Origin of the sequence: Pectobacterium cacticida (assembly GCF_036885195.1) — a bacterium.
Lineage (GTDB): Bacteria > Pseudomonadota > Gammaproteobacteria > Enterobacterales > Enterobacteriaceae > Pectobacterium > Pectobacterium cacticida.
This window is the reverse complement of the sequence record NZ_CP133656.1, coordinates 2,145,118-2,159,785: the sequence shown is the minus strand read 5'-3', so window position 1 is coordinate 2,159,785 and position 14,668 is coordinate 2,145,118. Positions and strand designations below refer to the sequence as shown.

The following is a 14,668-nucleotide window of genomic DNA, read 5'->3' as shown; positions in this document are numbered from 1 at the left end:
TTAATCCAGTTCGTTATCAAGATCGTTGGCGCCTGAAGCAACGGGCTGACCTTGAACTTTGTTATATTTCGGGCTGAGCTGGATATACAGCACGGCCATCACAATCCCAATGACACCCAGCGCCACCAGGTTAAACTCGGTGAACGCGGCGGTAACGAAACCAAGATAGAAGAATGGCATCAGGTAACCCGCGCGCATCATATTAATGACCATTGCGTAGCCTACGACAACAATCATACCGCCGGCGATATTCAAGCCATTAGTCACAACCTCTGGGATAGCGTTCAGCATGGCGTGGACGGCGTCGGTGCCGACGGAGATCGCCACTATTACTGCCGGAATTGCGATACGCATGGCCTGTAGCAGCAGGGCGGACACGTGAATCCAACTGATGGCCCTCAGACTTCCTCGCTCAGCCGCGCTATCCGCCGCATGTTGGAAGGCAACGGTAATGGTACGTACAATGATGGTTAATACTTGCCCGGCTGCAGCCAGCGGAATTGCCAGCGCGATACCGGCACCGATTCCTTGACCCCCTGCAATAACCAGAATGGTTGAAATAATGGAGGCCAGCGCCGCATCTGGCGCGACGGCTGCGCCAATATTCATCCATCCTAAAGCGATCATCTCCAGTGTACCGCCGATAATGATCCCCGTTGTTAAATCACCCAGTATCGCACCTATCAGCGTACAGGCGACGAGCGGGCGGTGGAACTGGAATTCGTCGAGAATCGAGCCCATCCCCGAAACGCACGCGACGAGAAATATCAGCACAATTTGAAGCGTGGTAATCTCCATCGTACTTCTCCTATAAAATGTGTCTGAGTAAAAAATAAATTACCATCCCCGCGGTTATCCAATTTCAATACAGTGCCGAATTTGAAAATCGTCGGGTCTACAATGCTTGCTATTGTCATAATCGGGTTTAATAACATTTGTGGCCAGCGTAGATATCAGCGCGCCATTTTGTTAATTAAATCCATCATTTTAAGTCGACTATCGGATGAAACTTTTCGAACCTCCAATTCAATGCCGAGTTTATCTAACGCTTTAAACGCTTCGATGTCCTTCTCATCGATAGAGACGGCATTATTTACCTGAATTTTCCCCTGCTTAAATGCCATACCGCCAATATTGACTGAGGTAATATTTACGCCATTCTCGACCAAAGTTAATACGTCTGTTGGATTGGTGAACAGTAACATGACACGGTCAGCGGCATATTTCGGATTGTTATAAACACGAATGGCCTTAGCGACATCCACGACGTGAGCGGTAACCCCCGGTGGCGCAACCTGAGTCAATAACGTTTTGCGAACGTTATCGGCGGCGACTTCGTCGCTGACGACGATGATGCGTGAAACATTAGTTTCCTTCGTCCAGCGTGTGGCTACCTGCCCGTGAATTAATCGATCGTCAATGCGCGCCAGGCCAATTTTCATATGTTCGCCGGGATTGGCCGGCGTCAGAGGTGGATGCGCTTGGGCCGGGGAGGAGGGAGGCGGCACGATGTCGGCCGTTTTCTGATGTTTCAGTGCTTTTACGCCATCTCTACCGGCTTCCAGCGCGACAGACACCAGATCGACAAAAGAGGGATTATCGTCTCGCGCCATAAACGTTTCTGCGAGCATAGGGATGTTAACGCCTGTGACAACTTCATAGTTTTCTTTGTCCACGACAAGACGACTGGCCGCATTAAACGGGCTACCTCCCCAGGTATCAACGAGAAATAGTACGCCTTGTGAGGTGTCTAACTGTGAGAGTTTTTCCTGATATTTTTCTATCAATGTTTCGGCGTTTTCTCCGGGAACAAAATCTATCCAGGCGACATTGCTTTGTTCGCCCAGAATCATTTCCGCTGTCTTCAATAGCGGTCCCGCAGTGGCGCCGTGAGTGCATAACATGATTGCAATACTCATTTGCTACCTCTTCACGTTCACGATCAAAAGAGCCAAGGTGTCAGAAACCAGGGTTAGCGTTCGGCTAGGGAACGTTAACGGTCACGATACACGATAGGGGTATCGATAAAAAATTACCGCGGGTTCATGACAATCACTATGCTCTACCAGGTCGTCAGATAGGAAACTGTACCGACAGATTTATTTTAGTCATCGAAAAAATAAATAGTGTGATAGCGCTCTAATGCTGATCAGTTAATGAGGTTGCTTATCGCAGAGGAAACAGGGGAATGTGAACGGGTTATCGATACAAAACCGATCTAAGAAATTCTTTGTGAAAATTGGTAACAACCTGTTAGAGTAAATATCCCTTAAATTGCTTAGGAGCACTGGGCATCAGCCCTTCCCATGGACTGTCACCGACAAAACATTCTCTGTTTCTCCGCTAATGCTGGCGGTTTTTTATACTTAACGGGTCATGCTGGCCACGTTCAGAATCTCTCTGATTCACACCAATTCTTTTTATTACCATTCAATGTGGTTTGCGCATTGATGTCATCTGCTCGTTCATTTTCTGGAGTCTGACATGGAATTTTTGCTAGATCCTTCAATCTGGGCAGGTTTATTGACGCTGGTGGTACTTGAAATTGTTTTGGGTATCGACAATCTGGTGTTTATCGCCATTTTGGCGGATAAACTACCCCCCAAACAGCGAGATAAAGCCCGCATTATCGGTTTAAGCCTGGCGTTGTTAATGCGTCTGGGTCTGTTGTCTTTGATTTCCTGGATGGTCACCCTGACACGTCCACTTTTCAGCCTCGGTGATTTCAGCTTCTCTGGACGCGATCTCATCTTGTTATTCGGCGGTATGTTCCTCTTGTTTAAAGCAACGATGGAACTGCATGAACGGCTTGAGAATAAAACGCATGATGGCAATGGTAATCGTGCACACGCCAGTTTCTGGGCCGTGGTGGCGCAGATTGTGGTGCTGGATGCCGTGTTCTCGCTGGATGCGGTCATTACCGCCGTGGGAATGGTGGATCATTTGGGTGTGATGATGACCGCCGTGGTGATCGCGATGGGTGTCATGTTGCTCGCTTCCAAGCCGCTCACCAATTTTGTCAATGAACACCCAACGGTGGTTGTGCTGTGTCTCAGCTTCTTGCTGATGATTGGCCTAAGCCTGGTGGCGGAAGGTTTCGGCTTCCACATTCCTAAGGGTTACCTGTACGCCGCTATTGGTTTCTCTATCTTGATCGAGCTGTTTAACCAAATTTCCCGTCACAACTTTATGAAGCATCAATCACGCCGTCCCTTACGTGAGCGAACCGCAGAGGCAATTCTGCGCTTGATGGGAACGAGGAAAAATACAGACGACGTGGATGAAGATGAGCCGCAGGATAAACCCGCCACAGAGACTTTCGTCGACGAAGAACGCAATATGATCAGCGGCGTACTTACTTTAGCGTCGCGTTCGTTGCGCACGGTAATGACGCCGCGCACGGAAATCTCCTGGGTGGATAGCGAAAGTTCTGTTGAACAGATCCGGATGCAATTGCTGGATACGCCCCATAGCTTGTTCCCCGTTTGCCGGGGATCGCTGGATGAACTTATCGGTGTTGTTCGGGCTAAGGATCTGCTAGTCGCTCTTGAAACGCAGACTGATGTGGAAAGCTTTGCCGCGGCTAACCCGCCAATCGTCGTGCCGGAAACACTCGACGTGATTAATCTTTTGTCGGTTCTGCGTCGCGCGAAAGGCAGCCTGGTCATCGTCACTAATGAATTTGGGGTGGTGCAAGGGTTGGTGACGCCATTGGATGTGTTGGAAGCGATCGCCGGCGAATTTCCAGACGAAGATGAAACGCTGGAAATTATTCCAGATGGGGATGGCTGGTTAGTGAAGGGCGGAACGGATTTACATGCATTGCAGCAAGCGTTGGATTGTAACGATCTTGTTGATCCAAAAGAGGATTATGCCTCATTGGCAGGCCTCTTGTTAGCGCATTGTGATGAGTTCCCGAACGTTGGCGATACCATTGAACTTCACCACCTGCGTTTCCAAATTGTAGAAATATCTGAATACCGTATCGAACTGGTGCGGGTCGAACGTGTTGTAGACCAGGAAGAGGATGCCGAAGAGGCGTAATCGGACCGGGTGCTACATCATAAAAAGAGCGCTGCCAGGATTGGCAGCGCTCTTTTTCAATTTAAGCCATGCCATGCCCATTTCGATGTTGAGCAATGCTTACCACACGGTTCGCACTATTGGATGAAACCGGTCGTCTGACATTAATTAGCGTATGAAATCAGTTAGACGGATATCTGCAACGCAAGCTGGTGAATGATGGCGGCCGTGAGTCCCCAGACAAACTGCTGCCGATACCAGGAGAGGTAGACACGGTGGCGTTGTTGCTTTCGCTCAATGTCCAGCGGGTAATAACGCGTGAGCGTGAAGGCATCTTCCAACGGAATTTCAAACAGTTCGTCAACTTCATCTTCACTTGGGCGTAGACGGGTTTGCGCGTCGATAAGCCCAACGACAGGCGTGACCTGAAAGCCGCTGACGCTGTCCACTGGCGGTAGCACACCCAACACATGGACATTATCGGGGGGAATCGCAACTTCCTCCTGCGCTTCGCGCAGAGCGGTATCAATGATTGAACCATCGCTAATATCTGCAGCGCCGCCGGGAAAGGCGACCTGTCCGGCATGCTTACGCAGCGTCATTGAGCGTCTGGTCAGTAATAATGTGGGTACCGCGTGGCGCATAATCGGCACCAAAACCGCAGCCTGGCGCGATTGACTCACCGACTGGCGCGCCGCTACCGGGCGTTGTAACTGAAAACGAGTAATAAAATGATTCAGCGTAAACGTCGTAGGCGGCAAAGCTATCTCACTCATTTGTTTCATACCTGCGTTATTCGGGCGTTCTCCAATAGCGGGAGAATACGACCCACTTTATCAAACGTTTCCTGATATTCTGCTTGTTCGTTACTGTCTGCAACGATGCCGCCGCCTGCCCAACAATAAATCTTGCCGTTTTCGGTGAGCAATGTCCTGATGGTGATGTTGGTATCCATGGTTCCACATAGGCTGATATAACCGATACTGCCGCAATAGGCATTGCGGCGTTGGGGTTCTAACTCTTCAATGATTTGCATGGCTCGGATTTTGGGCGCACCAGTAATCGATCCTCCAGGAAAGCAGGCGCGCAGTAGCGTGGTAGCAGGACAATTTTCCGGTAGCCGGGCTTCAATGGCGCTAACCAGATGATGCACTGCGGGAAAAGGCTCGACAACAAACAATTCTGGTACGCGAACGCTACCCGGCGTCGCGACACGGCCGATATCATTGCGTAGTAGATCGACAATCATCAGGTTCTCAGCGCGGTCTTTTGGGGAATTGGCAAGCCGCACTCTCTGCTGTTCATCCGCTTCTGGATCGTCAAGACGCGGCAACGTACCTTTAATCGGCCGCGTCTGAATACGGCGATTTTCCAGCCAGAGAAAACGCTCCGGCGACACGCTGATCACGGTGTTTTCCGGCAGGCGGAGGAAGGCGGAAAAGGGCGCTTTATTTCCTGCCGATAATTGTAAAAATGCCTGCCACTCATCGCCAACATAATCGGCGGAAAAACGCTGCGCCAGATTGACCTGATAACAATCGCCCGCGTTGAGATATGCTTGTATTTTACGGAATTTTTCGCCGTAGGCGGCGCGTGACATATTCGCCTGCCAGTTGTCTGTAAGACTGAAGCGGTTTGGCGAGGTGCTAACGGGCGGGGTGCTTAACCAGTCGAGCCGGGCCTGAAGAGAGTGATGTGCGATCAACGTTAACGTTTTTCGGTAATGGTCGGCAACCAGCGCCCAATCATACAAACCAATCGCCATATCAGGCAGATTGATATCCCGTTCTGCCTGGGTCGGTAACGTTTCAATCTGACGTCCCAGATCATAGCCAAACAGGCCAAGCGCCCCCCCCTGAAACGGAAAGTCGGGATTGGCGGAGGTAACCAGCCCCAGCGCATCCAATTGCTGTTGCAGCAGGGAGAATGGATCGCCATCGACACAATGCGTGACACCGTCACGGGAAATTTCCGTCTTGCCGTCGCGGGTGCACAGCGTGACCCGCGGATCGGCCACCATTATATCGAAACGGTTATGCGGATGATCGGCAAACCCTGAATGGAGCAACATCGCCCACGGTTGCTGGGAAAAAGGAGCAAAACGTTCGAGCAAAACGTTCGGGTGATAAGGCAATGAGTGATAGAAGACGCTAGGGTCAGACGTGGTGACAAAAGCGTTTGCGGTGGTGTGGGTCGTATTGGCGTCAGTCATTTTTTCGTGTTGAGTCTATTATGATAGCGATCTTATTGAGCGCAGCGTACCACAAAGCAGAAATGCTGGTGTAGGGTGAAGCGGGCATGCGAAGATACGCGCGCGTTTGATCAACCAGGAAACCCTCTAGGAAAATAACATGATTGCAGGTATACCCGCACTAACGCACGAGGAGCAGCAAGAAGCCGTAGAGCGTATTCAGGAATTGATGTCTGAAGGCATGAGTAGCGGCCAGGCGATTGCAATCGTCGCGGAGGAAATCCGCAAACATCATCACGGTGATAATGTTGCGATGATGTTTGACGAAGACGATGACGACCTCGGCGACATCAACGATAGCGAACACTTTTTTGACGATGGTGAAGAGCCCGAAGAGCAGTAAATACACTTTCGCCTCATCGCGTGGTGGCTGTGCCATTTACGCTAGTTTGCGGAGATTTAGGCGTGCAGAGAGGCATCTTTTGCTGAAGCAGATCTTGGAGAAAGAGAGTCGGTGTGACGAACAAGCGAGTAATTGACGATTTTGCTAATGATGGCGCGCTGGCGAAAGCGATCGCAGGGTTTAAGCCACGTGATCCACAGCGGCAGATGGCGCAGGCGGTCATGCGCGCCATTGACGATAAAACGGCGCTAGTTGTGGAAGCGGGAACAGGAACCGGTAAAACCTATGCTTACCTTGCGCCAGCCTTACGCGCCAATAAAAAAGTCATTATCTCAACGGGGTCGAAAGCGTTACAGGATCAACTCTATAGCCGTGATTTGCCGACGATTGCACAAGCGCTCAACTATCAGGGCAAATTGGCGCTATTAAAGGGGCGCTCGAACTATCTCTGTCTGGAGCGGCTTGAACAGCAATCGCTGGGAGGCGGCGATCTCCCCGCGGAAACGCTGAGTGAACTAGTCAGATTACGTGGCTGGTCGTCGGAAACGACGGAGGGCGATATTGCGACCTGTGCGGGCGTAGCGGAAGACAGCGCCGTCTGGCCATTAGTGACAAGCACCAACGATAACTGTCTGGGCAGCGATTGCCCACGCTACAAAGAGTGCTTTGTGGTAAAAGCGCGCCGTAAGGCGATGGATGCCGATATCGTCGTGGTCAACCATCATCTGTATTTGGCCGATAGGGTGGTGAAGGAAACGGGTTTCGCAGAGCTGATTCCAGAAGGTGACGTTGTCATTTTTGATGAGGCCCATCAGATTCCGGATATCGCCAGCCAATATTTTGGCCAGCAACTCTCCAGCCGCCAACTGCTGGATCTGGCAAAAGATATTATTATTGCCTATCGCACAGAGGTTCGTGATGCGTCTCAACTACAAAAAAGCGCCGATCGCCTGACGCAAAGCACCCAGGATTTCCGGCTGGCCTTGGGCGAGCCGGGGTTTCGCGGCAACCTGCGCGATGTGCTGGGGCAGCCGACGCTCCAACGAGCCTTGGTATTGCTGGATGATGCATTGGAATTATGCTACGACGTAGCGAAATTGTCTCTTGGCCGTTCTGCGCTGTTGGATGCCGCTTTTGAACGCGCCACGCTCTATCGTAACCGCCTAAAACGGCTGAAGGATGTTCAGACGCCGGGTTACAGCTACTGGTATGAGTGCAATTCTCGTCATTTTGTATTGGCGCTGACGCCGTTGTCTGTTGCCGATCGTTTTCGTGAACTGCTCAAAGAGAAGCCCGCCGCGTGGATCTTTACCTCCGCGACACTGTCGGTTAATGACCAGCTTTGTCATTTCACCGATAGGCTGGGGCTGGATGACGCGCACTCACTCTTATTACCTAGCCCGTTTGATTATGCGCATCAGGCGTTGCTCTGCGTCCCCCGTCATTTACCGGAAACGCATCGTCCTGGCGCCGCGCTGAAGCTGGCGACCATGCTGAGCCCGTTGATTGAGGCTAATCAGGGGCGCTGTTTTATGCTCTGTACCTCACACCAGATGATGCGTGAACTGGCTGCGGCATTTCGCGCCACGTTGGCACTTCCGGTGCTATTGCAGGGGGAAACCGGCAAAGCACAGTTATTGTCGCAGTTTGTGTCGGCGGGCAATGCCTTATTAGTAGCGACCAGCAGCTTCTGGGAGGGTGTGGATGTGCGCGGCGATACGCTTTCCTGCGTTATTATTGACAAATTGCCCTTTACCTCACCCGATGATCCGCTATTAAAAGCGCGTATAGAAGATTGTCGCCTGCGTGGCGGAGAGCCTTTCGATGATGTGCAGGTGCCGGATGCGGTAATAACCCTAAAACAAGGTGTGGGCCGCCTCATTCGTGATGTCGATGATCGTGGGGTGATTGTTATTTGCGATAACAGATTGGTGACGCGCCCGTATGGAGCCGTCTTCCTTAATAGCTTACCGCCGGCGCCACGCACCCGTGATATTCGACAAGCGATTAACTTCCTGACGCAATCTCCTTGATTCCTTGGGATAGCGGGAGTAGATGGCTGCGGTGTGGTAGGGGGATATGCTATGCTAGAGGCCGTTAAGATTTATTTATCCTGCCTGAGGTTGGCATGTCTACGCGAATTCTAGCGCTTGATACCGCAACGGAAGCCTGTTCCGTTGCACTGTGGAATGAAGGCGAAATTCATTCTCTATTCGAAATTTGTCCCCGCGAACACACCCAGCGTATCCTGCCGATGGTTCAGCAGGTGCTCGCCGATAGCGGTCTGACGCTTAAACATCTTGATGCGTTGGCTTTTGGTCAAGGGCCGGGGAGTTTTACCGGTGTGCGCATTGGTATCGGTATTGCGCAAGGCTTGGCGCTGGGAGCGGATTTACCGCTAATCGGCGTGTCGTCTCTGGCGACAATGGCGCAGGGAGCCTTCCGTCTGACGCACGCGACGCGCGTGTTAGCGGCTATTGACGCAAGGATGGGGGAAGTTTACTGGGGCTGTTATCAGCGTGATGCGAATGGGGCCTGGCAGGGCGATGCCGAGGAAGCAGTATTGAAACCTGAGCAGGTGCAGGCGTTAGCCGCTTCGCTATCAGGCGAGTGGGCGACGGTGGGCACCGGATGGGAGACGTATCCTAATCTAGTAAATACATCTTCGTTGCTGTTAGCGGAAGGGAAAGTGCTCTTACCGCAGGCACTGGATATGCTGCCATTGGCCAATCAGCGCTGGCTGGCGGGCAAAGCGGTCAGTGTAGAGAGTGCGCAACCGCGTTATTTGCGTAATGAAGTGACCTGGAAAAAGTTGCCGGGGCGTGAGTAATGGAAATATAGGTTTTACTTAGAGTATACCAGCTATAAACAGCAACTTATTCGATGCTGAGTAGTCCAACTACGCAGATACCTGAAGAGAGGTTGTGCCATGCTTACACAGATAAAAAATGCGCCAATGAAAAGTTTACGCTTGAATCAGAAGCACGTTCGTCTTGGCATTGTGGCGGCGACGGTGATGCTGCTTTCTGGCTGTGTCACGGTGCCGGACGCCATTAAAGGAACATCGCCGACGCCGCAGGAGGATCTGGTCTGGGTGATGAATGCGCCGCAAATCTATGTCGGTCAGGAGTCGCGCTTTGGTGGAAGAGTGGTCAGCATTCGTAATGAAGCGAATAAAACGCGTTTGGAAATAGCCAGCATGCCGCTGGATAGCGGTGCGAAGCCGCTGTTGGACATGCCGTCAGAAGGGCGTTTTATCGCTTATGTAAATCGTTTTTTAGAGCCAGTAGATTTTAAAAATCGGCTGGTTACTGTCGTTGGCCCGATCGTTGGCACTGAACAGGGCGCAATTGGTAATAAACCTTATCGTTATGTCGTAGTGGATGCGCAAGGCTACAAACGCTGGAATGTTGTACAACGTCTGGCGATGCCGCCAGGTGGCTATGGGCCGTGGGGATGGCGTGCGGGTTACGGATACGGCTGGGGGCCGGGATGGTGGGGGTATGATGGGGGTTGGCTCGGCCCAGCCCGCATTGAAAACGTCGTCACGGAGTAACCCAGCTTATCAGGCTCTTTTTTGTCATCTACCCCGCTGGCGGGCGCATCATATTTTTGAAAACGATCAGGCGACGCAGGTTGCCTGATTTTTTTTGCATCGTAAATAAATGGGCGATCGCTCTCGCGACGTGAAGATTATTTGTTAGCAACTGATGTGATTAGGTTAAAATAATGTTGATTATTGTGTGCTGCCGAGGGCGACAACATGCCATTAAAGAAATATCTCAGGAGTAACGTCTTAGAAAAAATTTGGCTATCACGCTACCCGGTGGATGTTCCGGCGGAAATTGATCCGGATCGTTATTCATCGCTAATTGAAATGTTTGAAAATAGTGTAAAGCGTTATGCCGATCGCCCCGCATTTATTAATATGGGTGAGGTGATGACCTTTCGTCAATTGGACACGCGCAGCCGGGCATTTGCTGCCTATCTGCAAAATCAGCTTAAGTTGCAAAAAGGCGATCGCGTGGCGCTGATGATGCCCAATCTGCTGCAATATCCTATCGCATTGTTTGGCGCGTTGCGCGCGGGAATGGTGGTGGTTAACGTGAACCCCCTGTATACGCCGCCGGAATTGGTGCACCAATTAAAAGACAGCGGAGCAAACACGATAGTTATCGTGTCAAACTTTGCGCATACGCTGGAACATGTCATTCATGAAACCGCTGTTAAGCAGGTTATCCTAACCCATATGGGAGACCAACTCCCTACGATAAAAGGCATGCTCGTCAATGCTGTCGTAAAGTACATTAAACGACGGGTTCCCCGCTATCATCTACCGCAGGCGATACCCTTCCGCCGTGTTCTGCGGGAAGGGCAATATCAACCGTATAGTCGGCCCAATATAAACCATCAAGACCTGGCCTTTCTGCAATATACCGGCGGGACTACTGGTGTCGCTAAGGGAGCAATGCTTACACACCGTAATATGCTGGCCAATATTGAACAGATTAAAGGGGCTTACGGTGCGGTTCTGCAAGACGGTGAGGAACGGGTTGTTACGGCATTGCCGCTTTATCATATCTTTGCGCTCACGGTAAATGCGCTTCTATTCTTTGAATTAGGCGGAAGGAATTTGTTAATTACCAACCCCCGCGATATCCCTGCGCTTGTGAAAGAACTGAAACGGTTCCCATTTACGGTCATCACTGGCGTTAATACCCTATTTAACGCACTGCTCAATAATAAAGCATTCCACCAATTGGATTTCTCTACGTTACGTCTCTCTGTTGGCGGAGGGGCGCCGGTGCAACAAACCGTAGCAGAACGTTGGGAAAGAGCCACGGGGAAACATTTGTTGGAGGGGTATGGACTAACGGAGAGCGCGCCGCTGGTGTCGGGAAATCCATACGATCTTAAGCGCCATAGCGGTAGTATCGGGCTTCCTGTGCCGTCAACGGATGTCCGAATTATTGACGATGATGGCAATGACGTTGGCCCTGGCGAATCAGGAGAGTTGTGGGTGAGAGGGCCACAGGTCATGCAAGGATACTGGCAGCAACCCGCCGCAACGGAGGATGTATTAAAAGATGGCTGGCTGGCAACAGGTGACGTTGTCACGTCAGATGAGGAAGGATTTTTACGGATCGTCGATCGCAAAAAAGATATGATTCTGGTTTCCGGCTTTAATGTTTATCCGTCAGAAATTGAAGCCGTTATCAACCGCCATCCAGACGTATCCGAATCGGCCGCGATCGGCGTGGAACATGAGTCCACCGGTGAAGCGGTAAAAGCCTTTGTCGTGAGGCGCGGTGCCACATTAACCAAAGCCGCGCTGATTGGGTATTGTCGACAAAACTTGACCGGTTATAAAGTGCCTAAAGAGATCGAGTTTTGTGATGATTTGCCTAAATCCAACGTGGGTAAAATCCTGCGCCGCGAGCTACGCGATCGTATTCATCCCAGGGAAAATGACGCAGCCTGATAATTTTCCTCGAAAATGCCTGCCAGGCCGTCTAGGACACGATATGATGTTTTCGCGCTGGTTGATCCAGCGTTCTTTTTTAACGCGATACGGTCTTATTCCAGAATCGTAAGTAAAAACAATGAAGAGAATGACGTTTTGAATTATCAGTTGATCACGTCCGACACAGAGTTAGAACAGGTTTGTAACCAGGCGCGACGTTTTTCCCACGTGGCTTTGGACACCGAGTTTGTCAGAACACGTACTTATTATCCGCAACTAGGGCTGATTCAATTATTCGATGGCGATCGGCTTTCACTAATTGACCCGTTAACAGTGACAAATTGGTCACCTTTCCAGGCACTCCTGCAAGACGAGCAGGTTAAAAAATTCTTGCATGCGGGTAGCGAAGATCTGGAGGTGTTTCTTAATGCGTTTGGCGTAGTGCCATCGCCTTTTATTGATACGCAAATTCTGGCTGCCTTTTTAGGCAAACCGCTCTCCTATGGCTTTGCCGCGCTGGTGGCCGACTATACCGGGATCATGCTGGATAAGAGCGAGTCGAGAACCGACTGGCTGGCGCGACCGCTGAGTGAAAAACAGTGCGATTATGCCGCCGCCGATGTGTTTTACCTGTTGCCGGTGGCCACCCAACTGGAGGCCGATACGCAAGCCGCAGGGTGGATGCGAGCCGCGCTTGATGAGTGCCTTCAGCTTTGTTCGAGGAAGCAGGATATCTTGTCGCCGATGTTAGCCTATCGCGAATTCGGTAACGCCTGGCAGTTACGGGGACGACAGCTGGCTTGCCTTCAACGTTTGGCTGAATGGCGTTTGCGTAAAGCCCGTGAGCGGGATAGTGCAGTCAATTTTGTCGTGCGTGAAGAAAACCTATTGCAGGTGGCGCGTTTTCTGCCTACATCGCTGGGGGAACTGAGTTCACTCGGGTTGAGCGGTCCGGAAATTCGTTACCATGGGAAAACGCTATTGGACTGCGTCGCTGAAACCGAAGCGCTGAATGAGTCCGATTTCCCCCCGCCGGTGATTAACCTGATTGATTATCCTGGCTATAAAATTGTCTTTAAAGCGATCAAGTCGTTGGTACAGCGCGTGAGCGTACAGAGTGGTTTATCCACCGAGTTATTGGCATCACGGCGGCAAATTAATCGCTTGCTCAGTTGGCACTGGAAATTGAATGGTCAGGATGCAGGTATACCAGAGATGTTATCCGGGTGGCGCGGGGAATTATATGGCGATGAATTGCGTGAGATCATACAGGGTTATTAACGGCCTATGACACATTTTTCCGTTATGCCTTATTTGCAAGAAAAAGCAGCCATGAAAAGCGGTCAATGGAATGAGGAAAATACCGTAGAATAAAATTTGAATCTGGTTAAATATACAGCCATTCCGTTGAATGAGGGGTGCCTGTCATTTGACGTATGGCGAATCAATATCTCCTGCATCATCGCAGGAGATATCACAGCAGAAAATTATTTTGGCGTTTCCTCTGCTTCGGGTAACGTCACGTTCAATTCGAGAACGGAAATATCATCACCTTTTTGTTCGAGCTGAACCGTTACCATTTCTGGATCGATCTGGACATATTTACAGATGACTTCAAGAATATCGCGTTTTAATTGTGGTAGATAATGGGGTTCACTGTCTCCACGGCGCCGCTCCGCGACAATAATTTGCAGCCGTTCCTTGGCAATATTGGCCGTGTTTTTTTTGCGGGACAGAAAAAAGTCGAGTAAAGCCATAATTTATCCCCCAAAAAGTCGTTTAAGGAAGCCCTTCTTCTCTTCTTCAACAAAACGGAAAGGCCGCTCTTCACCAAGCAGGCGCTCGACGGTATCGGCATAGGCTTTTCCGGCATCGGATTCGGTATCCAGAATGACGGGCTCGCCCTGGTTGGATGCCCTGAGTACGGATTGATCTTCTGGAATCACCCCTACCAGTGGAATGCGTAAAATATCAAGGACATCTTCCATGCTCAGCATGTCACCACGGCTAACACGCCCCGGATTGTAACGCGTCAATAGCAGATGCTCTTTAATTGGTTCTTCTGAACGTTCCGCCCGGCGTGATTTTGAGGATAAAATACCAAGTATGCGGTCGGAATCGCGCACGGAAGAAACTTCCGGATTGGTGGTGATAATCGCTTCGTCAGCAAAATAGAGCGCCATCAATGCTCCGGTTTCGATCCCCGCGGGTGAGTCACACACGATAAAATCGAACGCCATGTCGCTCAACGTGTTAAGCACTTTTTCAACGCCATCATACGTTAATGCTTCTTTATCACGCGTTTGTGATGCGGGTAAAATGTAGAGGTTGTCTGTTCTCTTATCTTTAATGAGTGCCTGATTTAGTGTGGCATCGCCTTGAATGACATTCACAAAATCATATACCACGCGGCGTTCACAGCCCATGATCAGGTCGAGATTACGTAAACCAATGTCAAAATCGATGACAACCGTCTTTTTTCCTTTCTGGGCTAAACCGGTAGCAATGGCCGCGCTTGATGTGGTCTTGCCAACGCCCCCTTTACCCGATGTAACAACAATGATGCGTGCCATAAATGTTTCCTTGG

General features: G+C 50.6%; 13 protein-coding genes. 7 read left to right on the top strand and 6 right to left on the bottom strand.

The window, feature by feature from the left end:
- Positions 1 to 798 (bottom strand): PTS mannose/fructose/sorbose transporter subunit IIC, encoded by a 798-nt coding sequence (locus tag RFN81_RS09970; RefSeq protein WP_264495704.1) that lies wholly within the window; start codon positions 796 to 798, stop codon positions 1 to 3.
- Between the two features lie 155 nt (positions 799 to 953).
- Positions 954 to 1,919, bottom strand: coding sequence for a PTS mannose transporter subunit IIAB (gene manX, locus RFN81_RS09965; RefSeq protein ID WP_264495703.1), 966 nt, complete (start codon positions 1,917 to 1,919; stop codon positions 954 to 956).
- 565 nt (positions 1,920 to 2,484) lie between these two features.
- Between manX and RFN81_RS09960 the strand changes: the two genes are divergently transcribed.
- Positions 2,485 to 4,044, top strand: a complete 1,560-nt coding sequence (locus tag RFN81_RS09960; protein WP_264495702.1) for a TerC family protein — start codon at positions 2,485 to 2,487, stop codon at positions 4,042 to 4,044.
- Between the two features lie 164 nt (positions 4,045 to 4,208).
- Here the strand turns inward: RFN81_RS09960 and RFN81_RS09955 are convergent, their stop codons facing one another.
- Together RFN81_RS09955 and pabB are read right to left on the bottom strand one after the other, a co-directional pair.
- Complete coding sequence (locus tag RFN81_RS09955) at positions 4,209 to 4,799, bottom strand: CoA pyrophosphatase (RefSeq protein WP_264495701.1); 591 nt, start codon at positions 4,797 to 4,799, stop codon at positions 4,209 to 4,211.
- Between the two features lie 5 nt (positions 4,800 to 4,804).
- The gene (pabB, locus tag RFN81_RS09950) at positions 4,805 to 6,235 is read right to left on the bottom strand and encodes an aminodeoxychorismate synthase component 1 (protein WP_264495700.1); all 1,431 of its coding nucleotides are present in this window, start codon (positions 6,233 to 6,235) and stop codon (positions 4,805 to 4,807) included.
- A gap of 139 nt (positions 6,236 to 6,374) precedes the next feature.
- Here pabB and RFN81_RS09945 point away from each other — a divergent pair, with 139 nt between their 5' ends.
- The 6 genes from RFN81_RS09945 (at position 6,375) to rnd (ending at position 13,362) form a co-directional block, all read left to right on the top strand.
- Positions 6,375 to 6,617 (top strand): YoaH family protein, encoded by a 243-nt coding sequence (locus RFN81_RS09945; RefSeq protein WP_264495699.1) that lies wholly within the window; start codon positions 6,375 to 6,377, stop codon positions 6,615 to 6,617.
- A 113-nt stretch (positions 6,618 to 6,730) separates the two neighbouring features.
- On the top strand, positions 6,731 to 8,650 hold the full coding sequence (locus RFN81_RS09940) for an ATP-dependent DNA helicase (RefSeq protein WP_264495698.1): 1,920 nt from the start codon (positions 6,731 to 6,733) through the stop codon (positions 8,648 to 8,650).
- A 95-nt stretch (positions 8,651 to 8,745) separates the two neighbouring features.
- Positions 8,746 to 9,447: a tRNA (adenosine(37)-N6)-threonylcarbamoyltransferase complex dimerization subunit type 1 TsaB gene (gene tsaB / locus RFN81_RS09935; protein ID WP_264495697.1), complete on the top strand. Its 702-nt coding sequence runs from the start codon at positions 8,746 to 8,748 to the stop codon at positions 9,445 to 9,447.
- A 99-nt stretch (positions 9,448 to 9,546) separates the two neighbouring features.
- A complete protein-coding gene (locus tag RFN81_RS09930) occupies positions 9,547 to 10,173 on the top strand; it encodes a Slp family lipoprotein (RefSeq protein ID WP_264495696.1) in 627 nt (208 codons plus the stop codon).
- Between the two features lie 207 nt (positions 10,174 to 10,380).
- The gene (gene fadD, locus RFN81_RS09925; RefSeq protein WP_264495695.1) at positions 10,381 to 12,099 is read left to right on the top strand and encodes a long-chain-fatty-acid--CoA ligase FadD; all 1,719 of its coding nucleotides are present in this window, start codon (positions 10,381 to 10,383) and stop codon (positions 12,097 to 12,099) included.
- Between the two features lie 138 nt (positions 12,100 to 12,237).
- The gene (gene rnd / locus RFN81_RS09920) at positions 12,238 to 13,362 is read left to right on the top strand and encodes a ribonuclease D (RefSeq protein ID WP_264495694.1); all 1,125 of its coding nucleotides are present in this window, start codon (positions 12,238 to 12,240) and stop codon (positions 13,360 to 13,362) included.
- Positions 13,363 to 13,568: 206 nt separating this feature from the next.
- Here the strand turns inward: rnd and minE are convergent, their stop codons facing one another.
- Both minE and minD read right to left on the bottom strand, forming a co-directional pair.
- A complete protein-coding gene (minE, locus tag RFN81_RS09915; RefSeq protein ID WP_264495693.1) occupies positions 13,569 to 13,838 on the bottom strand; it encodes a cell division topological specificity factor MinE in 270 nt (89 codons plus the stop codon).
- 3 nt (positions 13,839 to 13,841) lie between these two features.
- A complete protein-coding gene (minD, locus tag RFN81_RS09910) occupies positions 13,842 to 14,654 on the bottom strand; it encodes a septum site-determining protein MinD (RefSeq protein ID WP_264495692.1) in 813 nt (270 codons plus the stop codon).
- Positions 14,655 to 14,668 lie beyond the last annotated feature (14 nt).